At 41.1% G+C, this 22,412-nt stretch carries 28 protein-coding genes; 26 read left to right on the top strand and 2 right to left on the bottom strand.

The genetic code is table 11. The annotated features are described in order from the left end of the window. Positions 1 to 79 precede the first annotated feature (79 nt). The 26 genes from HMPREF2795_RS01020 (at position 80) to HMPREF2795_RS00905 (ending at position 21,535) form a co-directional block, all read left to right on the top strand. Positions 80 to 622 carry a site-specific integrase gene (locus tag HMPREF2795_RS01020; RefSeq protein ID WP_075227989.1) on the top strand — a complete coding sequence of 181 codons (543 nt, stop codon included), beginning with the start codon at positions 80 to 82 and terminating at the stop codon, positions 620 to 622. A gap of 164 nt (positions 623 to 786) precedes the next feature. After that, positions 787 to 963 (top strand): hypothetical protein, encoded by a 177-nt coding sequence (locus tag HMPREF2795_RS10735; protein ID WP_186822890.1) that lies wholly within the window; start codon positions 787 to 789, stop codon positions 961 to 963. Between the two features lie 130 nt (positions 964 to 1,093). Further along, the gene (locus tag HMPREF2795_RS01015) at positions 1,094 to 1,414 is read left to right on the top strand and encodes an HNH endonuclease (protein WP_075227988.1); all 321 of its coding nucleotides are present in this window, start codon (positions 1,094 to 1,096) and stop codon (positions 1,412 to 1,414) included. A 136-nt stretch (positions 1,415 to 1,550) separates the two neighbouring features. Next, a complete protein-coding gene (locus HMPREF2795_RS01010) occupies positions 1,551 to 1,943 on the top strand; it encodes a P27 family phage terminase small subunit (RefSeq protein WP_075227987.1) in 393 nt (130 codons plus the stop codon). Then, a complete protein-coding gene (locus HMPREF2795_RS01005) occupies positions 1,936 to 3,666 on the top strand; it encodes a terminase large subunit (protein ID WP_075227986.1) in 1,731 nt (576 codons plus the stop codon). Before HMPREF2795_RS01010 ends, HMPREF2795_RS01005 begins: the two co-directional genes overlap by 8 nt. A 19-nt stretch (positions 3,667 to 3,685) precedes the next feature. After that, positions 3,686 to 4,888: a phage portal protein gene (locus tag HMPREF2795_RS01000; RefSeq protein ID WP_075227985.1), complete on the top strand. Its 1,203-nt coding sequence runs from the start codon at positions 3,686 to 3,688 to the stop codon at positions 4,886 to 4,888. Next, a complete protein-coding gene (locus HMPREF2795_RS00995; RefSeq protein ID WP_075227984.1) occupies positions 4,872 to 5,456 on the top strand; it encodes an HK97 family phage prohead protease in 585 nt (194 codons plus the stop codon). Before HMPREF2795_RS01000 ends, HMPREF2795_RS00995 begins: the two co-directional genes overlap by 17 nt. Further along, the gene (locus tag HMPREF2795_RS00990) at positions 5,441 to 6,604 is read left to right on the top strand and encodes a phage major capsid protein (protein WP_075227983.1); all 1,164 of its coding nucleotides are present in this window, start codon (positions 5,441 to 5,443) and stop codon (positions 6,602 to 6,604) included. Before HMPREF2795_RS00995 ends, HMPREF2795_RS00990 begins: the two co-directional genes overlap by 16 nt. Before the next feature lie 11 nt (positions 6,605 to 6,615). Continuing rightward, entirely contained in the window at positions 6,616 to 6,906 is a 291-nt protein-coding gene (locus HMPREF2795_RS00985) for a hypothetical protein (protein WP_075227982.1), read from the top strand. A 2-nt stretch (positions 6,907 to 6,908) separates the two neighbouring features. Then, the gene (locus HMPREF2795_RS00980; protein ID WP_075227981.1) at positions 6,909 to 7,190 is read left to right on the top strand and encodes a hypothetical protein; all 282 of its coding nucleotides are present in this window, start codon (positions 6,909 to 6,911) and stop codon (positions 7,188 to 7,190) included. Then, positions 7,177 to 7,476, top strand: coding sequence for a phage head closure protein (locus tag HMPREF2795_RS00975; RefSeq protein WP_075227980.1), 300 nt, complete (start codon positions 7,177 to 7,179; stop codon positions 7,474 to 7,476). Before HMPREF2795_RS00980 ends, HMPREF2795_RS00975 begins: the two co-directional genes overlap by 14 nt. Continuing rightward, a complete protein-coding gene (locus tag HMPREF2795_RS00970) occupies positions 7,473 to 7,832 on the top strand; it encodes an HK97 gp10 family phage protein (RefSeq protein ID WP_075227979.1) in 360 nt (119 codons plus the stop codon). Before HMPREF2795_RS00975 ends, HMPREF2795_RS00970 begins: the two co-directional genes overlap by 4 nt. Further along, positions 7,829 to 8,152, top strand: coding sequence for a hypothetical protein (locus HMPREF2795_RS00965; protein WP_075227978.1), 324 nt, complete (start codon positions 7,829 to 7,831; stop codon positions 8,150 to 8,152). Before HMPREF2795_RS00970 ends, HMPREF2795_RS00965 begins: the two co-directional genes overlap by 4 nt. A gap of 11 nt (positions 8,153 to 8,163) precedes the next feature. After that, positions 8,164 to 8,742, top strand: a complete 579-nt coding sequence (locus tag HMPREF2795_RS00960) for a major tail protein (protein WP_075227977.1) — start codon at positions 8,164 to 8,166, stop codon at positions 8,740 to 8,742. A gap of 11 nt (positions 8,743 to 8,753) precedes the next feature. Beyond that, positions 8,754 to 9,173, top strand: a complete 420-nt coding sequence (locus HMPREF2795_RS00955; protein WP_075227976.1) for a hypothetical protein — start codon at positions 8,754 to 8,756, stop codon at positions 9,171 to 9,173. 277 nt (positions 9,174 to 9,450) lie between these two features. Further along, the gene (locus HMPREF2795_RS00950; protein WP_075227975.1) at positions 9,451 to 12,471 is read left to right on the top strand and encodes a phage tail tape measure protein; all 3,021 of its coding nucleotides are present in this window, start codon (positions 9,451 to 9,453) and stop codon (positions 12,469 to 12,471) included. Next, positions 12,468 to 13,190, top strand: a complete 723-nt coding sequence (locus HMPREF2795_RS00945; RefSeq protein WP_075227974.1) for a phage tail protein — start codon at positions 12,468 to 12,470, stop codon at positions 13,188 to 13,190. Before HMPREF2795_RS00950 ends, HMPREF2795_RS00945 begins: the two co-directional genes overlap by 4 nt. Further along, positions 13,191 to 17,507 carry a phage tail spike protein gene (locus tag HMPREF2795_RS00940; RefSeq protein ID WP_083303330.1) on the top strand — a complete coding sequence of 1,439 codons (4,317 nt, stop codon included), beginning with the start codon at positions 13,191 to 13,193 and terminating at the stop codon, positions 17,505 to 17,507. It abuts the gene before it with no gap. Continuing rightward, positions 17,504 to 17,677, top strand: a complete 174-nt coding sequence (locus HMPREF2795_RS10730; RefSeq protein ID WP_186822889.1) for a hypothetical protein — start codon at positions 17,504 to 17,506, stop codon at positions 17,675 to 17,677. Before HMPREF2795_RS00940 ends, HMPREF2795_RS10730 begins: the two co-directional genes overlap by 4 nt. 3 nt (positions 17,678 to 17,680) lie before the next feature. Continuing rightward, positions 17,681 to 18,304 (top strand): hypothetical protein, encoded by a 624-nt coding sequence (locus HMPREF2795_RS00935; protein ID WP_075227972.1) that lies wholly within the window; start codon positions 17,681 to 17,683, stop codon positions 18,302 to 18,304. 16 nt (positions 18,305 to 18,320) lie between these two features. Beyond that, positions 18,321 to 18,737: a hypothetical protein gene (locus HMPREF2795_RS00930; protein WP_075227971.1), complete on the top strand. Its 417-nt coding sequence runs from the start codon at positions 18,321 to 18,323 to the stop codon at positions 18,735 to 18,737. Positions 18,738 to 18,769: 32 nt separating this feature from the next. Continuing rightward, positions 18,770 to 19,246, top strand: a complete 477-nt coding sequence (locus HMPREF2795_RS00925) for a hypothetical protein (protein WP_075227970.1) — start codon at positions 18,770 to 18,772, stop codon at positions 19,244 to 19,246. Between the two features lie 3 nt (positions 19,247 to 19,249). Further along, a complete protein-coding gene (locus HMPREF2795_RS00920) occupies positions 19,250 to 19,570 on the top strand; it encodes a hypothetical protein (protein ID WP_075227969.1) in 321 nt (106 codons plus the stop codon). 5 nt (positions 19,571 to 19,575) lie between these two features. Then, a complete protein-coding gene (locus tag HMPREF2795_RS00915) occupies positions 19,576 to 20,217 on the top strand; it encodes a hypothetical protein (protein ID WP_075227968.1) in 642 nt (213 codons plus the stop codon). A 14-nt stretch (positions 20,218 to 20,231) separates the two neighbouring features. Beyond that, positions 20,232 to 20,564 carry a phage holin gene (locus HMPREF2795_RS00910; RefSeq protein ID WP_075227967.1) on the top strand — a complete coding sequence of 111 codons (333 nt, stop codon included), beginning with the start codon at positions 20,232 to 20,234 and terminating at the stop codon, positions 20,562 to 20,564. A 2-nt stretch (positions 20,565 to 20,566) separates the two neighbouring features. After that, positions 20,567 to 21,535, top strand: a complete 969-nt coding sequence (locus tag HMPREF2795_RS00905) for an N-acetylmuramoyl-L-alanine amidase family protein (protein WP_075227966.1) — start codon at positions 20,567 to 20,569, stop codon at positions 21,533 to 21,535. Between the two features lie 88 nt (positions 21,536 to 21,623). Here HMPREF2795_RS00905 and HMPREF2795_RS00900 read toward each other — a convergent pair whose 3' ends face one another. Next, a complete protein-coding gene (locus tag HMPREF2795_RS00900; RefSeq protein WP_075227965.1) occupies positions 21,624 to 21,803 on the bottom strand; it encodes a hypothetical protein in 180 nt (59 codons plus the stop codon). A 141-nt stretch (positions 21,804 to 21,944) separates the two neighbouring features. Continuing rightward, entirely contained in the window at positions 21,945 to 22,094 is a 150-nt protein-coding gene (locus HMPREF2795_RS10725) for a hypothetical protein (RefSeq protein WP_169446852.1), read from the bottom strand. Positions 22,095 to 22,412: the final 318 nt, after the last annotated feature.

Here is a 22,412-nt window from a genome sequence, read left to right as displayed (position 1 = left end):
AGTCAGAAAAGTTGTCCAACAGAAGTATCGTCAAGAGTCAGCAAATGCTGGCTTTTTGTTTTGGGAAAGGAGGTAGAATATGGAATTTGTATCACCGATAAAAGATAATGACGACATTCAGGCAATGAAAGATTATCTCAGAGAGTGGAATGAGATGTATTATATGCTATTCATTACAGGCCTGAATACTGGTTTGCGAGTCGGAGATATACTTACCTTGAAAGTTAAAGATGTTCAAGGCTGGCACATCAAACTGAGAGAACGGAAGACTGGCAAGCAGATAACAAGACGGATGACAAAAGAACTCAAGAAAGAAATGAGAAGATATGTCGAGGGTAAACCATTTCATCATTTCTTATTCAAGAGTAGGCAAGGTCAGAATAAAGCGATCACTCGTGAGCGAGCCTATCAAATCATACATGAAGCAGCTGAAGAACTTGGCATTGATAATATCGGTACGCATACAATGCGCAAGACATTCGGCTATAAATACTACAACAAGACAAAGGACGTAGGAACATTACAAAAAATGTTCAATCACTCATCACCTGCAATAACCTTGAGATACATAGGAATAGAACAAGCAGAGCTTGATGATGCTTTACGGAACTTTGTCATTTAAATTTTTTTAGATATTACTTTCACATAATGAGTTAAGCATAAACTGAAAAAATGAAACTCTTTAAAACCCATGCTTAGTAAGGGTTTGAGATTTAGAGTGAGTTTAACAAAATATAAGATATGTGAAAGTGAGGGGTAAAACAACCTAGAAAAAAGGAGTGTAACATGACTAAAGAATATTGCGATATGCTGTTTGAATCTAGAGCAGTTGATAAACTAAACGTTGAAGATTCTGCAACAAAAATTTCTATAATCCCAGAGTCAGAAATAGCCACAAGCACAGATCCTGGAGTTTTAGAGTTTATTTCAAAACGTTTTAACATACCAGACAATCCTGAATAATTTTTAAGAATGAGACAAAAGACATCTTGAAGTCTCACAAAAAAAGGTTTATTATGGTAACATGGTTTTCTTGTATGAGAGGGGATAGGTCACTGGCCTGTCCCTTTTAGTATTGGAAAGGAGGTTTGCCATGTACAACAAACCTATCAGATCATCCTTGAAGTCTAAGAAGTGGGAGAAGTTCCGTGATAGGATAATGCGTAAGCATGACTATCTTTGTCAAGAAAGTTTGCGTTACGGAATTTCTGTTCAAGCAGAAATGGTTCACCATATCTTTCCTGTATCTGAATATCCTGAACTTGAATTCGTTGAATGGAATTGTTTGCCGTTGACGAATAAGAAACACAATACGTTTCATGATAGAGTGAACGATAGAGTAATCAACCAAGGCTTGTACTGGCAGAAAAAGAGAAAAAAAGAATTTTTAAATTTTTTCAAAAATGAAAAATGAAAATTTTTAGTCCCCCCTCTTTTTAAAAAATCAATTTGGCCAGTAGGGTACCGGTGAAGGGAACTTTTTCCAAGTCGGGGGCCTTCAAACAAAAAGGGGGTAAAAACTAAGCGATTTTGACGAAAGGAGGTAGTTTTTGGCTAAACCAGTTACAGCGAAGTCGATTAAGTCAAAAGTGGTCAAGCAGATGAAAGACTTGGGCACTTATCGTAAAGAGTTCGAAATGATCATTGATATTTTTGCAGGAATGCTCTATCAGTATCAGAAACTTGCTCAAGATTATGCTGATATGGGTTATCCAGTAACAGACACCTACGTCAATAAGGCTGGTGCTGAGAATGAGCGCAAAGTCCCAATCTTGACAGCGATGGAAATTTTGAGGAAAGACATTCTCAGCTACTCTAATCAGCTGATGATGAATCCGAAGTCACTCGGTGAGGTAGTAGAACAAGAAGGTGATTCAGTTCTTACTGAGGTCTTGAAGTTCAAGAACGAAATCAAGAAGAAGCGAGTGGCTGGCAATGGGTAATCTGGGTAAAGCGAAAGAGTATGCTCAGCACGTCATATCTCACAGAGAGGAACATTGTGAGGAGAACATTCTTGCTGCTGAACGTTTCTTGCGTGATCTTGAAAATCATGAGTTTGAAATGGATGAGGAAATCGTTGATTTTGTTGTTCACTTCATCGAAAATACGATAGTCCATCAGCAGGGTGATGATATGTTTGCGGTGTCTATCCGTAATAAGCCATTGCTATTGCAACCGTGGCAACATTTTGTAGTTGTGAACCTGTTTGGTTTTTACTACAAAGGGTCAAATGAGCGCAGGTTCAAAGAAGCGCTTATCATGCTTGCTCGTAAGAATGGGAAAACATCGTTTACTGCTGCAATCGCACTTGCTTATCAGATATTAGACACGGATAGCGGTTCAAAATGCTACATCGTGGCCAACTCGGTCAAGCAAGCGATGGAAGCCTTTGGATTCTTAAAATTCAATGTAGAGCGATGGAATGACAAGAACATTCGTATCAAGGATAACAACCAGGAACACTCAATCACTGCTAATTTTGGTATCGAGGGTTCTTTCTTTATCCAGGCACTGGCCAACGATGAAAGCCGTTTGGACTCATTGAACGGTAACGTAATTATCCTAGACGAAGCTCACACGATGAGAAACAGCAAGAAGTACGGTCTTATGAAGAAAACAATGTCAGCATACCGAAACAGTATGCTTTTTGTTATCTCTACAGCTGGTGATATTCCTACTGGTTTCCTTGCTAACCGTCTGAAATATTGTCAAAAGGTCCTTAAGCAATTGGTCAAGGATGATTCCTTGTTCATGTTTATCTGCAAAGCTGACCAGACGACTGATGGAGACGTGGGCGACTACCTGGACGAGAATGTTCTAAAAAAAGCCAACCCTTCGTGGGGAGTGACGGTGTCGCTCAAGGCTCTGAAAGAAGAAGCAGAGCAAGCTATGAACGATCCACAGACAAGAAATGAGTTCTTTAACAAGACATTGAATGTATTTACTAACTCGATGAACGCTTATTTCAATCCTGATGAATTCATTGCTTCAGATAGTCAATACGATTGGACCTTAGAGGAGCTGGCACGCTTGCCTATTCAGTGGTATGGTGGTGCTGACTTATCAAGAATGCACGACTTGACCGCTGCTGCTCTCTATGGTGTCTATCATGATGGTGAGAAAGACGTTGATATTTGTATCACACACGCTTTCTTTCCTCGTGTCAATGCTCAAAAGAAGGCCAACGATGACGGAATTCCACTCTTTGGGTGGCAGTCTGATGGATGGTTGACCATGAGCAACACTCCAACCGTCCTTTATGACGATATCGTTAAATGGTTCATCAAGATGAGGGAGAAAGGGTTCAAGATTGCTGCTGTCGGAATGGATAGGAAGTTTGGTCGTGAGTTCCTGACGAAGATGAAACAAGCTCGGTTTAAGATGATTGACCAACCCCAACTTTTTTGGCTGAAATCAGAGGGTTTCAGACGAATTGAGTTCAAAGTTAAAAATAAAGAATTTTACTATCTTCACTCTGATGCTTATGAATATTGTGTAAGTAATGTCAGAGCTATTGAGAAAGTGGACGATGCTGTGCAATATGAAAAATTAGACGGTGACGGTGGTACTGCAAGAATTGACTTGTTCGATGCCAGCGTTTTTGCTTGTATTCAAGCTCTTGCAAATCTTGGTAAGAACCAAGATGTCATGAGCTTTTTCAAGTAGAGGGAAAGGAGGTGAGAAAATGGGGCTTTTAGATAGGATTTTGAAACGAGGTAAAACTCAAAGTGGCACAAATATCATCACTCATTCAGACTTTGGTTTGTTTCTTGATGGCGATGGTTATGTTCCTTTAGCTCGCAATCCTGATGTGATTGCAGCAGTCAATAAGGTTGCTGACATGGTATCTAACATGACCATTCATTTGATGGAGAATACCGACAAGGGAGACATACGGGTTAAAGATGGACTAGCTCGGAAGATTGATGTAAATCCATGCGAAAACATGACTCGCAAGACTTGGATTTTCAAGATTGTGCGTGACCTATTGCTATTCGGTGACGGGAATTCGGTTCTTCATGTCGAATATGATCCTGTGAATGATTATATTTTGAACCTGAGACCATTCTCTATGAGTGAAGTTTCTTTCAAAAGTGATGATGTTGGTTATATCGTGAATTATCGTGGTATCGACTACAACCCAAGCGAAATCGTGCACTTTGTAATCAACCCAGATCCAGATAATCCATTTATAGGGACTGGCTACAGGCTTGCTCTGAGGGATATTGTTAGGAATTTAAACCTTGCTACTCAAATCAAAAAAGGATTTATGAATGGAAAGAACGTTCCTAGCCTGATTGTTAAGGTTGATTCTTCGAATGGAGAATTGGGCACTCAAGAGGGGCGAGACAAGGTCGCTAAGAAATACTTAACAACAAGTCAGGCAGGTGAGCCGTGGATTATTCCTGATGCTTTGTTGAGTGTAGAACAGGTTAAGCCACTCAGCTTAAAAGATATCGCTATCAATGAATCTGTTGAAATTGACAAGAAAACAGTTGCTGGACTTTTGGGAGTTCCAGCTTTTATTTTAGGAGTTGGAAGTTTCGACAAAGAAGAATACAACAACTTTGTCAATACAACAGTTATGAGTATTGCTAATACAATTACTCAGACCTTAACTAGAGATTTACTAGTTTCAAACAATCGGTATTTCAAACTTAATGCTCGTTCTCTTTATTCGTATGACATTACAGAATTGTCATCAGTAGCTAAACAGATGACCCAAAATATGGCAATGCGTCGAAACGAGTGGAGAGATTGGCTTGGGATGCCACCAGATCCTGATATGGATGAGCTCCTTGCTCTTGAAAATTATCTACCGCAAGACAGACTTGGGGACCAGAAGAAACTGAAAGGGGGTGAGGAAGAGAATGAACAAACGGAATAGTTATCGCACCGCTCAGTTCAAAACACGAGAAGAAACTGGTGATTTGATTTTGAGTGGGTACTTTATCAAGTTCGATGAAGTTACTGAATTATGGCCTGGTTATTTTGAAGTGATTAAGCGTGAGGGTGTTGAAAAAGCCATCAAAGGAGCCGATATCAGGGCATTATTTAACCATGATGATAGTTTAGTGCTTGGTCGGACTGGCAATGGAACGGTCACTTTGGGAGTTGATGAAATCGGACTTTACGGTGATATCATTATCAATAAAGATGACCCACAAGCTGTTGGGGCCTATGCTCGTGTTCAGCGTGGTGATGTGATTGGATGTAGTTTTGGCTTTATCCCGATCAAAATCAACACGGAAGAGCAAGCAGATGGTTCGTACCTGGACACTGTCTTAGAATTAGAAATCTTTGAAGTGAGTCCATGCACATTCCCAGCCTATCCGCAAACGGAAATTGCTGCACGGCAGAAAGACTTTGAAAGTCAACAGCGTGCCAATCGTGAAGCGCTGGACAAGCGTAAGAAAGAAATTAAGGAGAAATTTAACCTATGCACAAATCATTGATTTTAGGCGCTCGCATGCGCAACAAAGCAGAAAAAGTGGTAGAGCTTGAAGAATCAATCAAAGAATTGAACAAGCGTTCTGAACTTGAAGCGAAGAAATTGGATCAAGCTGGAAATGATGAAGAAGTTTCAGCGGTTGAAAAGAACCTGGAAGATATCCAAAAAGAATTGGAAGATAAATTGGCAGAAAAAGAACAACTTGAAAAAGAAATCGAAGATTTGCAAAATCAAGTTGAAGAATTGAATCGCAAAGCACCGACTTATCCAAGCAAAGAACATCGTGGAGGACAAAAATTGGAACAACGTGACGCAGTACTAGAATTCATCCGCTCTCGTGGACAAAAACGCACAGGTGTTAAAACAACAGATGTAGGAGCGATCATTCCGAAAGAGGTTTTGGAACCACAAAAAACACCTGAACGTCAGAACCCGCTGCTTAACCTAATCCATATTGTGAAAGTAACAAGTGGATCAGGTACTTATCCAGTTATGAAGAAATCAAATCGTAAGATGACAGAGGTTGGTGAACTTGAAGAAAATCCAGAATTAGGAAAAACAAAAATCACGGATGTTGATTATAAAATCAAGACTTATCGTGGTGAACTTCCTATCTCTCGTGAAGCGATTGAAGATGCACAATATGACCTTATTGGAATCATGCAAGCAGACATCCAAGACCAAGACGAACAAACAAAATTGGCAATTGTTGCGGATGTTTTGAAAACTGCAAAAGTTGTAAATGCTAGCGGTTATGATGGACTTAAAGATATTTTAAATACTAAGATTTCATCTGTTTATAAAAAATCTCTTGTTGTTACTGACTCTATGTTCAACGCATTGGATAAAGTTAAGGACAAGGACGGCCGCTACATGCTTCAACCTGACATCACTTCACCAACGGGCTATTCATTCTCTGGAAAAACTATCTACCCTGTTGATGACACTCTTTTGGGTCAAGAAGGGGAAATGAAGTACTTTATCGGAGATGTTGAATACTTCCTTACATTATTTGACCGTATGCAATTGAGTGTGAATTGGGAAGATAACCATCGATTCGGTAAGAACCTAGCTTCATATCTTCGTTTTGACATCAAGAAGACTGATGAAGATGCTGGGGTATTTGGAACCTACACTGATGTTGTAGCTTAAGGAGGTAGCGTATGAGCTATAAAGTAATCCGTCCTTTCAAGGACTTGGCTGATCCTGAAAAACATGACTATGCTGTTGGCGATATCTTTCCTCGTGAAGGATATGAGCCCACAGATAGCTTTACCAATGGCCTTTTGACTGGTTCTAACACTGCTGGCTCTATCTTCCTTGAGGTTTTGGGAGATGATGAGCCTAAGAAACCAGCTCCTGAAACAAAAGAAGTTAAGGAAGAGCCCGCAGTTGAGAAGGAAGAAACAGCTGAGAAAACAGCTGAGGAGCCTGCTAAGGAAGTTGAGGAGTAAACATGGACGAAGGCCAGCTTTTGGAATTGCTGAAGCTTAAGCTGGGTATTTCAACCCGCTTAAGAGACAAGCCGTTAGAAAAAATCATTTCAAGTGTCATCACTGAATTGACCGATAACCTCGGTATCGAGCTTGTTGGTGAGCGTGCTGACCATGAAATGTTTATCGTTGACTATGCTGCCTATCGCTATGAGGGTGGGGTGGATATGCCACGTCACCTTCAATGGCGACTGCATAATTTACAACTAGCATCAAAGAAAGAGGTCAAGAATGTGGAATCATGAAATCACGCTGATCTCTAAGAAAGTCACAGGTAAGGACAAGCTACTACAACCAATCTCTGAAGATGTTGAAGTTACTCTCTTATGTCGCAAAAAGAGTGTCGCTCGCTCTGAATTTTATCAAGCAAATCAGGCAGGTTTAAAACCGAGCTTGGTTGTTGAGATTCGAAATTTTGAGTATGAGAATCAAGAATTTGCGAAGTTCGAAGGTAAACAATATCGCATTTTGAAAACCTATCCTATCGATTCTGAAATTTTAGAGTTGACTTTGTCAGAGGTCTTGAAATGAGCTTAACAAGTGATTTAGCGAATGAAATTGCAAAAGCAATGGCAGAGTACTCTGCTGAGGTAGAAGATAAGATTGACCTGATTGCTGAGGACGTTGTAAACGAAGCCGTTACGGAATTAAAAGCGACTAGTCCAAAACGTCATGGAAAGTATGCTAGAAATTGGCGCTTCAAGAAAAATGCTAAGGGGTCATATGTCATCTACAACGCGACTCCAACCTATCGTTTAACTCACTTACTAGAAAAGGGGCATATTTTGAGAAATGGCGGTCGTAGTCGGGCATTTCCACACATTAAACCTGTTGAGGAAAAAGCGATTCAAAACTTTGAGAAGCGAATCAAGGAGATTGGAAAATGAAGCTATCAGACTTTGTTGCTATTTTGGAACAGGCAAATTTGCATGTCACTTATCGAGCGTTTAAAACTGGGAACGCTCCTGACCTGCCTTACCTGGTCTATTATGAATCGAGTCCAGCCATCAATGGAGCTGACAACACGGTTAATCATCAGATTAAGAGCGTGACAGTTGAGCTGGCTTTTGAGAATAAGGATGAAGATTTGGAGGAACGTCTGGAAGAGCTGTGGACAACCCACGAGCTCTTTTTCGATGCTCAAGAAGAAACATTTATCGAGACTGAAAGACTCTATGTCAAGTCTTATACAGTCTATCTATACTAAGGAGGAATGACATGAATCAAGAAAATAAAGTAACCTTTGGTTTAAAAAATGTTCACGTTGCGCCAATTAAATCAATTGGTGCCGATGGAGTGATTGCTTACGATGAAATTTTCCGCTTTCCTGGGGCAATGGAATTGATATTGGATCCAAAGGGTGAATCAACACCAATCAAAGCAGACGATATTGATTATCACTTCATGAACTCAAATGAAGGGTATGAAGGGAAGTTCAAAATCTCTCACATTATTGAAATGTTTGCGACTAAGATTTTGGGTGAAATCAAAGATGCTCAGACAGGTGTTTTGACTGAAAAAGCTGATGCAGAATTCACATCATTTGCCTTGATGTTTGAATTTTCAGGGGACAAGAATAAAACACGTCACGTCCTTTACTACTGTTCAGCGAGCCGTCCAGGCAATGGCTCAAAAACCAAAAATGGTACAAATGTCAACGAGCGTGAACTTGGCTTTAAGGCAAGTCCTCGTCCTCTGGATTCAGTTGTTAAACGTTCTATCACGTCAGCTGATAATAAAGAAATTTATGACAACTGGTTCAAGAAAGTATATGAGCCTACTGCGGTTGCAGCTTAAGGAGAAAATCTATGCGTAAAATCGTTTTGGTTGGTGATCAGGAGTATGAGTTAGGAACTAATGGCTACACTCCTATCGCCTACAAGCAACAATTTGGGAAAGATTATTTTCAAGATTTGTTCTCGATGTTGAAAAATCAATCATTCATGAATGAATTGAACAAGCTGGAAACCGATAAGGAGTTGACAGCGACTAATATTGATATTTCGATGTTGTCAGATTTTGACATGACCTTTTTCAACCGTCTTTTTTGGACCTTTGCTAAATCTGCAAACCCTAACATCAAGCCTTATGAACAATTCTTCATGGAAATGGAAGTCTTCCCGATTCAGGAAGTTGGACCTGTGCTGATGGAAATGCTGAATGCGAGCATGACGACAAAAAAGCACCAGATGAATCGGAATCAGCTAGCGAAGAAATCTTCACAGTAGAGTCCTATTTGTCCTGCTGTAAAGAAACTGGTCTGTCTATCGATGATCTAAAGCACATCTCAATCGGAATGGCTCTAGATTATCAGACGGATTATGTGAATTTACGGAGTGAGGATAAGGGTGGCGAACGGAAAGCCACGCAAGCTGATTTTGACAGTTTTTAAAGAAAAAATGAGTGCTGAGAGAGCGATTCTAAGACCAAGTTCCTTGTTCTGACTGCATTATCAGTGGTATAAGTTCTCTCAGCGCTTTTCTATTTTTTGAGAAAGGAGGAAATATGGCAGGAAATATCAAAGGTATCAAAATTGAAATTGATGGCGACACGCAACCTTTACAGAAGGCGCTGAAAAATGTCAATAAGGCTGCTACTGATGCAAGTCAGGAGTTGAAACAGATTGACAAGGCCTTGAAGTTTGATACAGGAAACGTAACGCTCCTGACTCAGAAGCAAGAAGTCTTGCAAAAGCAAGTTGCGACGACCAAGGAGAAGCTAGAAACTTTGAGACAAGCTCAGTCTCAGGTAGAACAGCAGTTCAAAAATGGTGATATCGGCGCTGATCAGTACCGAGCTTTTCAACGTGAAGTTGAAACTACCAAGAATGTCCTTAAAGGTTATGAAGGCAAACTTGCTAATGTCAACCAGGCACTTGCTGAGAATGGGAGTGCTACTCAGAACAACAAGAACCAATTAAAAGAATTGCAAAATGAGCAGAAGCAACTGGCTAGCGAGAATGAAAAAGTAGTCAGTTCATTCAAATTGCAAGAAAGTCAGCTAGGAGCTAACGCAAGTGAAGCTGACAAATTGGCGCTTGCTGAGAAAAGGATTGGAGCTCAATCTGATATTGTTGCTCGGCAGATTGAAAATCTAGAAAAACAACTAGCTCTTACAAAGCAAGAGTATGGTGAAAATTCAGCTGAAGCCAATAAAATGGAAACCCAGTTGAATCAAGCTAAAACAGCTTACTCAAATCTCTCTCAAGAGATGAGTAACCTTGGGAACGCTGGTAAACAAGCGAGCGGAACCTTAAGCGAGACAAACAATCTCTTAAAAGCTGAATTGCTCAATCAATTTTCTGAAAAGTTATCAGATATCAGTCAAAAGTTGGTTGATTTTGGAAAGAGTGCTCTTGAAGCCTTTCGTCAAGTTGACGAAGGTATGGACATCATTGTTACTAAAACTGGTGCTGGTGGTGAAGCGCTTGAAGAAATGCAAAAAATCGCAAATGATATTGCGACAGAGTTACCGACGGACTTCTCAACTGTCGGGAATGCCGTGGGAGAAGTCAACACACAATTTCAATTGACCGGAGAGGCATTGAAAAACGCTTCAGAGGACGTTATCAAATTTGCAGAAATAAATGGTTCGGATGTAACTAATGCGACCATACAATCGAAACAAGCGTTGGAAGCTTATGGATTGTCTGTCGAAAATTTATCTACTGTTTTAGATTCGACCACTTTCGTGGCTCAAGCTACAGGTGTTTCGGTAGATGACTTGATGAAAAAGGCAACTGACGGTGCACCTCAAATTAAGTTGCTAGGTCTAAGTTTTGAAGAAGCGGTCACCCTTATTGGCCAATTGGAGCAACATGGTGTAGATTCATCTGCTGCATTGTCTGGTTTGACAAAGGCCGCAGGAGCTTATGCCAAAAAAGGCAAATCTATGACAGAGGGTTTGAAAGAAACCATCGATTCTATCAAAAATAGTAAGAGTGAGACAGAAGCTCTTAGCACTGCGATGGAAATTTTTGGAGCAAAAAAAGCTCCTCAAATGGTTGACGCAATCAAACGTGGAGCACTAAGTTTTGAAGAATTAGGCTATACATCCCAAGTATCAGCCGGACTAGTATCCTCAACATACGAATCTACGCTTGATCCTATTGACAAATTTAAGACAGCTCAAAATTCAGCTACCTTGGCCATGTCTGAACTAGGCGCTGCGATTGCAGAAGTCTTGGCCCCTGTTTTTGAAATGCTAGGGAATATCGTCAAGGGTTTTGCTGAATGGTTTGGTGGCTTACCTGGACCGATTAAAGAGTTTGTAGTGGTTATGGGTACTGTTGTGGCTATTGTAGGTGTAATTGTCCCTATATTTTTGACACTACAAGCGGCTGCAACTGCTTTGGAGATTTCGATTGGTGCAATGATCACAGCTGCTCTCCCAATTATCGGGACAGCTTTAGCGATTGCTGCTGCTGTTGCAGGAGTAGTAATTGCTTTAAAATATCTCTGGGATACAAACGAAGGTTTTCGTGAAGTCGTTACCACCGTTTGGAATGCGATTCTTGAAGTCATCAACGCAGTCGTATCAGAGATTTCTAATTTTGTCATGAGTATCTTTGGGACGGTTGTTACTTGGTGGACGGAGAACCAGGAACTTATCAGGACAAGTGCTGAGACTGTTTGGAATGCCATTTCAACAGTTATTGAAACGGTCATGACGTACATAGGTCCACTCATTCAAGCCACATGGGATAATATCCAACTTGTCATTACAACAGCTTGGGAAATCATCAAGACCGTTGTTGAGACTGCAATCAATGTTGTCCTTGGTGTTATCCAAGCAGTTATGCAGATTATTACTGGTGATTGGTCAGGAGCTTGGGAAACCATCAAGGGAGTATTCTCTACTGTATGGCAAGCTATTCAAAGCATTGTTCAGACCATTTTATCAGCTATCCAGAGTTACATTTCAAATATCCTCAACGGTATTTCAGGAACTGTATCAAATGTCTGGAACGGCATCAAGGATACTGTCTCAAATGTGTTAAATGCTATATCTAGTACTGTATCAAGTGTTTGGGAAGGTATCAAGAGTACCATTTCAGGTGCAATAAACGGTGCAAAAGATGCCGTATCTTCAGCTATTGAAGCTATCAAAGGATTGTTTAACTTTAGTATCAGCTGGCCACATATCCCACTACCTCACTTCTCTGTAAGTGGTTCGGCCAACCCATTAGATTGGTTGAGCCAAGGAGTGCCAAGCATCAGCATCGAATGGTATGCCAAGGGCGGTATCATGACGAAACCGACCATTTTTGGAATGAATGGCAATAGCCTTATGGTTGGTGGTGAAGCTGGGAACGAAGCAGTATTGCCACTTAATGATAAAACACTTGGAGCCATCGGTCGAGGTATCGCTCAGACTATGGGTGGAACTTCACCGACCATCAACATTACTATTACTGGTAACACTGTCAGAGAAGAAGCTGACATCAGTCGGATTGCTGATGAGGTGGCTCAGCGTATTGCTGATGAATTACAACGTAGGACACAATTGAGAGGAGGATTTGCATGATAAAGCATAATGAGCTTGTGATTGACGGTGTGAGAACATCGTCTTTTCCTTTTAAGGTCATTGTCCATGATTCTCCCTCAATTGCTTTAGGAGAGAGCAAGACAGCTCTCTTGGAGCATGGTGGTATCAGTGGAGCAATCGTTCAGACGAACAAACATAGGGAACTGGTCAAGAAACCTTATACGATTTACTTGGTCAAACCTACTGAAGAACAGATGAACCAATTTATGAGTCTGTTTATCCGTGAGAAGTTCTGGCTAGAGAGTGGGCGAGTCAAAACAACTAGACTCTGGTGTTATAAGGTCAATGTGACTGATCTTGAAGAAGTGCAACCTGGTCTTTACATGACCAAAGCAACCTTCACTTGCCACCCTACCAAATACTTTAAAGGCACCGATACACAAAGATTGACAAGAAGTGGGACTTTAACCGTGCAAGGTTCTGCACTTGCCTTTCCTAAAATCACAATCGTTGGTCAGAGCGCTGCTGAGACTTCGTTTACAATTGCTGGGCAGGTCATTAGGCTTGAAAGGCTTGCTGAGTCGCTTGTGATGGTCAACAATCCTGATAATCCTAGTTTTAAGACAACAACAGGAAAACCAGTGAAATGGTCAGGGGATTTTATCACAGTTGATCCAGCGAAAGTGAATAATATTGGGGTTGTTTTGGGTCCAGGTATTCAATCACTTGAAATTGAGACGGTTTGGGGGTGGGCATAATTGCTTTATCTACTTAATAAAGATGTGAGAACCGTTCGGTGGAACGGGGAGCCACTTCATGAAGCGACTTCGGCGATTGTTAAAGAGACCATGAATGGCGATTTCACCTTAACTGTGAAATATCCTATTTCTGACTCTGGTATTTATCAACTCATCCAAGAAGATATGTTGATAAAAGCGCCGACTCCTGTTCTTGGTGCGCAGCTATTTCGCATCAAGAAACCTGTTGAGCACAATGACCATCTTGAAATCACAGCCTATCACATTTCAGACGATGTGATGCAACGTTCTATCACACCAGTAAGTGTGACTAGTCAGAGCTGTGGCATGGCTCTTTCTCGCATGGTTCAAAACACCAAAACCGCTTTGGGGGATTTTTCATTCAATAGCGATATCCAGGACCGTAGGACATTCAACACGACTGAGACAGAAACTTTGTACTCTGTATTGCTAGACGGCAAGCATAGTATCGTCGGAACGTGGGAAGGAGAGCTGGTTCGTGATAACTTTGCGATGACTGTCAAGAAGAGTCGTGGCGAGAATCGTGGTGTTGTTATTACAACGCACAAAAATCTGAAGGACTACCAACGCACAAAAAACAGTCAGAATGTTGTCACAAGAATTCACGCAAAGTCGACTTTTAAGCCTGAAGGTGCTGAAAAGGAAACGACTATCAAAGTGACTGTTGATAGTCCTCTTATCAACTCTTATCCTTACATCAATGAAAAAGAGTATGAGAACAACAATGCTAAAACTGTTGAAGAGTTGCAGAAGTGGGCACAGTCTAAATTTACAAATCAAGGCATTGACAAGGTCTCTGATGCTATCAAAATTGAAGCCTATGAACTTGATGGGCAAGTTGTTCACATGGGGGATACGGTCAACCTCAAGAGCTGGAAACACAATGTCGATGCATTCAAGAAAGCTATTGCTTATGAGTTCGATGCCTTAAAAGAAGAATACATCTCTCTGACTTTCGATGATAAGGCGGGAACTGGTGGTTCTAGAGCTTCTGGTGGCTTATCTAGTGCAGCCGATGCCATCCTTGGTGTGACAGAATCAGCTCAAGAAATTGCCCTTGAAAAGGCTCTTCAAAATGCTGACTTAGGCTTTGATCACCAAGCTGGATTGTTAAGACAAGAAATTGCGGACGGTATCGAACTTGCCAGAGCTAAAGCCGAAGAAGTCAAGCAAGAACTGTCTGACACCATCGACCAGCGCTTTAGCAGTTTTGATAATGGCCCTCTACAAGAAATCAAGCGCAAGGCTATAGAAGCTTTACAAAACGCTGGCGCAAGTGGCTTACTCGCTCAGGAAGCGAAGCGGATTGGCTTGGATTCGATTACCAAGCTTGAGGAGTTTAAGAGACAAACCTTTAACACTCAATCGGCATTGTCAGGCGCTATAGATGCTCTGAAACGGACGGTCACAAGTGAGGTCAACCAAGCGTCAGAACATCGCAGAACGACCACAGAGGCTCTTAGTCGTATGACTGGACAGATGAACGGATTTGCGACGAAATCAGAAGTCGCTCAGGGTATCGATGGATTGACTCAGACTTTCGCTAAAATGAAGGTCGGGGGTCGCAACTACGCTGAAGACTACGACTTTTCAAGAGGTCTTTGGCAGTATAGTCAAGGCGACAGTAGTCCTGTTGACTGGAAAATCATCAACGGCGAATATAACGTCAAAGGCACGACTAACACCTGGAAGCAGATGCAAATCTATTCGAAAGAGGGGAGCCGAGCTTCAGGTAAGAATTCGACAGCTCTTCTTGATTTGGATATTGGCGAGACTTACACCCTCTCATTTCAAGGGATTTGCTATTCTGGTTCTCCCAATGTCTGGATATCCTTAAGAGCCAATCGAACGGCGCCTGGAAATTCTGAAATCATGAATGGCAATTTCAATCTCACGTCTAACTGGCAGACTTATCAAGTCACTATTCCAGCTTTGACCAAGCCTGATAATTTCGATTTCTGGAGAATTATTCTTGGTTATAACGGAATTGGACATGTGGCGTTTCGTAAAGTCGAATTAACCAGAAGTTCTACTCGTATAGATGCAGGACCTGCTCCTGAAGATGGTAGGACGGATCTTGTCGTTGCTAAGTCTGAATTTCAGAAAACTGCTGAAGGCTTGCGAACTAACTTGTCAGCTATTCAGGAATATGTCAATAAAGACGGTCAGCGAAAAGAAGAATTACAACGCTACACTCGTGAAGAGAGCGCTCGTCAAGCTAGCGCTGTCCGTGAGCTGGTCTCTCGTGATTATGTTGGTAAGGCTACTTATCAAGAGGACGTGAGAGGCATTGAGCGTAGGTTTGAAGCTATTACCAACCCCCGAAATGGTACGATAGCTACTCAGATTGCCAACTACAAGCAATCAGTTGATGGCAGATTCGCAGGCATCACTTCATTAATTTCTGGCAAGGCAAATCAGACGGACTTTCAAAGAGTCAAGGAGACTAGTCAGCTTTACGAGAGAATTTTAGGAAATACAGATAATGGCATTGCTAATAATGTGGCTCGTATGGCTCTGACGAATCAACTGTTTCAAGTTGAGGTGGCAAAAGCATCATCAAGTGGACGAAATCTATTCTTGAATTCATTATTCAAGCGTGATTTAAGAGAAAAATACTCAACGTACAAGTTATATGATGACAACACTCAGACAAAAGGGCAATTGGCTGTAAGCATTGATTATGATAATCAATTTAGAGGAGTGAATACGTTAAAGATTGTATCGACTTTTAATGGAAAAATCGATAATCAAAAAATCACATTCGCTATCGGCGGAAATGGCCGCACTGGCCGAGATGATGAGTTTAAGAATAAATCAGTAAGATTTAGTTTTTGGGCGAAATCTACTGTCAATAATACGAATTTTCAAGCAAGAGCAGGATATAGAGGTGTTGTTAAAGGTGTCTCATTGACTACTGATTGGCAATTTTACGATGTTGAGTTCGTAAGAAACGAAAATTCAAACGCTACTAGTGAGTTAATCTTACATGTTCTTTCAAATGCGACCGTTTGGATTGCATTTCCAAAAATTGAAATCGGAACAGTATCAACTCCATTTTCAGAAGCTCCTGAAGATACAGATGAAGCTATTCGCTCGGTTCAGAGTCAACTAAGTGGCTCATGGGCGGTTCAAAATATCAACGGCGCAGGTGATTTGATTTCAGGGATCAATCTTGGAGCCAATGGTTATAACCGATTTGACGGGAAATTGACTCACATTACTGGCGAGACCTTGATTGATAAGGCGGTTATCAAGTCTGCTATGGTTGATAAGCTAAAGACTGCAAACTTTGAAGCTGGTTCAGTGACTACTGTTGTTTTGGATGCTGAAGCTGTCACGGCTGATAAATTGAAAGTTGATCAGGCATTTTTCAATAAACTTGTCGCAAATGAAGCCTACTTGAGTCAGCTCTTTGCTAAGCAAGCCTTTATCAACCGTGTTCAGAGTGTTACGCTTGATGCCAGTCAAATCAAAACTGGTGTCTTGACTGGTGGAAGAATACAAGGGAGCATCATCACGGGATCTAGTATCTCAGGTGGGACAATCACAGGTTCTAGTATTTCTGGTGCGACTTTAACAGGTCATACGAAAATCCAATTAGGAACATACGGCTCATTTGATGCCGTTGATGGTGGTCTTCAAATCAATGTACCTCGAACGGTCAATTCAAAAGATGGTTTGGGAGTACAATTTATAGGTTCTTACGGCCGTGGAACAAACGTACCATATGGACTTTATGTATATAAAGATTCAGATTTGACTACCAGCGGGACATGGTTGGATAGCGATGACTTTCTTATAACCGTCAATGGATACATCAATGCGAAGGGAATCGGTTGGCTCAAGACAGGGCAAGGAAGTGTTAACGGTAAAACAACAGGTACTATTGGACTCTGGAATTCAGACAATGTATCTTTGAGTTTTGGTGGATCAGGGAATGATATCTACTATAGTTACAATGGCACAGCATACAGTCTGTGGTCAGTTGTCAATCAACACTTCTCAGACAGACGTCTGAAAGAAAACATCGTTGAATGTAAGCACAAGGCTCTTGATTATATCAAACAATTCCAGTTCAAGGAATACGACTGGAAGAAGCAAGAGGATAGACCACAACAAGCACACACGAAGATTGGTTTGATTGCCCAAGAGGTTCAAGCAGTAGATCCTACGCTTGTTTACGAGAACGGCGACACGCTGAACCTGGATAATCTCAGATTAACTAATATCGCTCTCAAGGCGATTCAGGAACTGTCTCAACGAATCGAGACACTAGAAAGGAAATTAGCATGAATGCATTAGAAATTATCGCACAGGACGTAGCACGAATCACGTTAGAGAAAGCAACCTTCCAGTCATTGTATCTGGAAGAAGTTCAAAAACGTGAAGCATTAGAAAAACAACTTGAAGAGTTGAAGAACCAACTCGAACCTAAACACCAAGAAGGAACAGTGGAGGAATAAAAAATGGCAACAGAGTATACATTGAGAAGCAAATACTTGAAATTTGACACAACAGAAGTCGTGATTCATCGTGAATCGCCTTATACAATTTTTTCTCGAGAGCTACCTGGAGATCAGACAGCTAAGTCAGACGAAGAATTGATTGAAGCAGTTAAAAGTATCATTCGTGCAGAACTTGATCCAGGAGCAGCAATCGTTAAAACACAGGCGCAGCTTGAACAAGCTGAGCAACAGATTGCTCAAAACAAGAGCGAACAGGATAGACTTTCTACGCTTGCAAATAAAATCGATAAAGTAGTGCGTGTTATGGCACAAGATTCAATTATGGGTGAGAAGATTGCCTACGGAACAACCTACAAGGAGCTTGTAGAACTCTTCCCATTTGCAGAAGAAGGCAAGGCCTATCAACCAGGGGATATGTTTGTTGTTGAAGATCCTGAACACGCTGAATTGAATGGCGAGGGCAAGCGCGTCTTGATTCAGACAAATCAGGCTTTCACTTACAAAGGCGAATCTATCAAGCAACTTGAAAGTGGACCATCCCAAAATGGCCTTCTTGCAATTTGGAAGTGGGACGGGCAAAAGAATGGAAGTGATCTTGATACCACTCGAGTTCCTGCACAATAGATTGGAAGTGGTCTGATTGGAATTACTAGCATTTCTAGATAAACTAAGCCCGATTCTAATCGTGATCATTCCTAGCTATTTTTCATTCAAGAGCACGCAGAATACGAAAGAGACTGACAAACAAATCAGTCTCTTATCTGACAAAATTAGCGCTATTGAAAAAACAGTCTCAAATGTTGAGAACATTGGCAAAGATAATAGCAAAGGCTTGACCATTATTGGAAAAGGTCTTCAAAGATTACAACGTTTTCGATTGCAAGAAAACCTAAAAAAAGCAATTAGACGAGGCAATACCACTCAGCATGAGATTGAGGAATTGTCTCGTCTTTATGAAAGTTATGTCGAGCTTGGTGGAAATGGAGCCATCAAGGTATTGTATGAAAAATTTCTTGCATTGGAAATCGTGGAAGAAAATATAAATGCAACAGATTGAGTTAAAAATAAGGACTTAAAGGAGGTACGAAAATGGCCAATGTTCACAATTCAACCAATCTTGAGCAAGTGGATGGTGGCTTTTTGGTCAAACAAGGCGATGTGGCATCCACGTTCGCCTTCTCTTTGTTAGATGAAAACCACATGTCTATCCCTCAACTCGAAGGTCAAGAGGCATCCATCACGCTAACAAAGGACCAAGAGCAGATTAAGAAAAAAGCCATTGTAACTAACGGAACAGTGGCTTTTAATTTGGATAAGATTCTGCCTGTCGGACTCTATCGAATCGAGATTTCAGCTGGTGGATTCACATTTCCAAGCGATGACTCGACGCAAATTCGAGTGACAAAATCGGATAAGAACTTGGTAACAGAAGAAATCCACTCACTCAAAGAGCTGGATATTTCGGAAGAAGTCAAAAAACAACTCGCAGGTAGGACCACAGGTAACGCTGAAGTAGGTTTTGAATTCCCTGACCTGCTCATGTATTACAACTTAGGAAAGGTATAGAGAATGGACACAACTAAATTAACGGCATTCGCTCAAGCAGTCGGCGTTGACATTAAAGAGTTGAAGCAATTGCTAAATGGTAAGGTCGATAATGCTACTGTCAACCAACTAATTGAGCAAGCCAAGACCGCAGTCAAGAACGATATTTTGGGCGAAGGTGTATCTGAACAATTTGACACCCTTAAAGAAATCGCTGATCATATCGCTAATCTGAGCGGTGATACTGGTGGAGCAGTGGTTCAGAAGATTGCAGACCTCGGAAATCGTATTGATGCTATTGCAAATATTGACCTTGTAGCAACGTATAATCAAGCGAAAGCGTGATTACTATGAGCAATTTCGAAGAATTTGCAAGAGCAGTCGGCAAGGATGTCAAGAACATCAAAGAGCAACAATTGACAAAAAGTGAATTCAATTCAAAGGACTGTATCACTGGCAATTCAGAATACGATTTTCTGAAGCGCAGTGTTCAAGAGTTGGAAAAACAAAATAAATTGCTGCAGGAGCAGTTGGCTCTCGTTAAGCCAGCTCCTAGAAGAGCACCGATGGCTTACATGTTAGATAGAACAACCGTCCCATGGACAATATGGTTTGATAATGGATGTGGATTACAGATGCCTTCGTATAGCGAAACAGCTACAATTTATGGTTACGGTCAAAACATCGATTTACAAAGCAAGAAATGGCAACAATTTCCCATCGTTGGGAATATCATTTCGCTATCAAGTGGGAATTTGACATTAGATAATGTAAAGAATACAGTAGACGCAATATACTGGGCAGATGATACAACTGTATTAAATTCTATAAAAAACAAAGACGACTATGATTGGGCTAACGCTCGATGTGGAGAAGAAGGTGCTAAAGAACAATGGCAGTGGAGACGTGAAGCAAACATCATTCGTGTGATGTACCAGCTCGGTATCTGGGATGCTAAAACCGTCGAAAGCTTAGGCGCAGTTAGGCGCTAGGAAGGAAAAATAACATGCAACAGATTAACGAAATTTTACTAAACGGAGCAATCAGCATCCTAGTCATTTTGGTTGGGATTGTGGTTAAGGCAGTCAAAGACTACCTTGTAAAAAAAGGTGGTGAACAGACTGTCAAAATCGTGGAAATCTTGGCTAAAAATGCGGTCAATGCCGTGGAGCAGGTATCGGCTGAAACTGGATATAAGGGTGAGGAGAAGCTGGAACAGGCACGAACTAAAATCCGTGCTGAACTATCAAAATACAATATTAGTATGACTGACAAAGATTTGGACACATTCGTTGAATCTGCTGTGAAGCAGATGAATGATGTGTGGAAAGGAGAATAGCAATGGATATTGATACAAGTAGACTAAGAACTGACTTGCCACAAGTAGGAGTTCAACCGTACAGACAAGTACACGCTCACTCAACTGGTAATCCAAATTCTACTGCCCAAAATGAAGCAGACTACCACATGCGGCGACCTGTCGAGTCAGGCTTCTTCTCCCACGTTGTTGGGAACGGACGTGTGATGCAGACCTGGTATACTGACAGGGGAGCCTATGACGTAGGAGGTGGCTGGAACGTTGAAGGATACGGTCAAGTTGAGCTTATTGAAAGCCATGAAACTCAAGAAGAATTTGATCGTGATTACAGGCTTTACGTCCAATTGTTGCGTGACCTTGCTGATGAAGCTGGCATTCCTAAAACGCTAGATTCTGACAGCTTGGCTGGAATTAAGACGCACCAATACTGTACTTATAACCAGCCACGAAACTACTCTGACCATGTGGATCCATATCCTTACTTAGCCAAGTGGGGCATTAGTCGTGAGCAATTCAAGAAGGATATCGAAGGTGGGATCTCTACTGAAGCAGGTTGGCGCCAGGATGCTTATGGCTGGTGGTGGGAAGAGTCAGACGGCTCTTATCCAACAAACGATTGGAAGCAGATCAACGGCGAGTGGTTCAGATTCGACGATAAGGGATATTGCCTAATCAATAAATGGTTTTTCGATGGAAAATACTGGTTCTACCTTGATAAGCGCGGTGCAACCGTAACTGGTTGGGTATTTATCAACCATCGCTGGTATTACTTCGATAATGACGGTGGCATGGTCAAAGGCTGGGTTAAGTATCGAGAAACCTGGTATTATCTTGACGATAAAGACGGATATATGTTGTCTAAGCAATTTATCAAGTCTGGCGATGGTTGGTACTATCTGAAGGCAAACGGTGAACTTCACACAGATCCAGCATTCAAAACCGAACCAGACGGGCTTATCACTATAGTTGATAAACCAAAAGAAGAGAAATAAAAACAGAAAGAATAAAAAATTATTACACTAGACCGCAGGCTTATGCTTGCGGTTTTTTTGTTTGCAATAATAAAAGCAGTGACCGAAATCACTGCTTATCAGCTATAGCAAATTCATAGAGCTTTTCTGCCGTTAGAAGCGCCATTTTGTCCATGCTGGTTTTTCCTTTTCTGATGTCAGAAACAGTAGTCCAAGGAACTCCAGCGCCTTGCGAAATAGCAGATGTAGACATCGAACTGTCTAACAATTCTTGAATAACTTTTCTCATATTATTTGTCCTTTTTATTTTTTAGATAAATGTATACATTGATGGCAATTATAAAAATAGCTATTGCACTAACCATTGCTTTTCCTCTTTTCATTTGATAAAATAGAGGTGTGAGGGGCTTTCGCCCCCACCTCTTAGCGTTTACCTTTTTCTTTTGCGGGAGTTGGGTTTACGCTTTTTGTTTTGCCTGGCGACCGTTATTGCGGTCACTAGACTTGCGATAGCAGTTACTGTTTCAGGGATATTATCTATCGCCTTTTCAAGCAACCTAAGCCAATCTTCTTTGTTCAACTTCCTCACCTCCTTTCCTTATCTTGATTATATTATATCACGGTACACCGAGAAAGTCAAGCGTTTTGATAAAGTTTTTTTATTTTTTTCAAAAAAATAGACCTTGTCCAGAGGTCGGGGAGTTGGAGGGGACACCCTCCAAGAGTGTTGATTTAATAAGATTTTATTTTACCTTTTTCATAATAATCTCCCTATAAAGTCACCGCATTCGGTGGCTTTTTTTTCAGTTGAAGAAAAAAACAGTGGGTATTAAGTCTCTAGATTAAGTCTTGATTTGGTAGCCCCAGATCTACGAGTTTTCAACATTTGGGTAAATTG

This window comes from Streptococcus sp. HMSC056C01 (assembly GCF_001811305.1).
GTDB lineage: Bacteria > Bacillota > Bacilli > Lactobacillales > Streptococcaceae > Streptococcus.
Note: the sequence above shows the minus strand (reverse complement) of the source record. Positions and strands in the feature narration are given on the sequence as shown.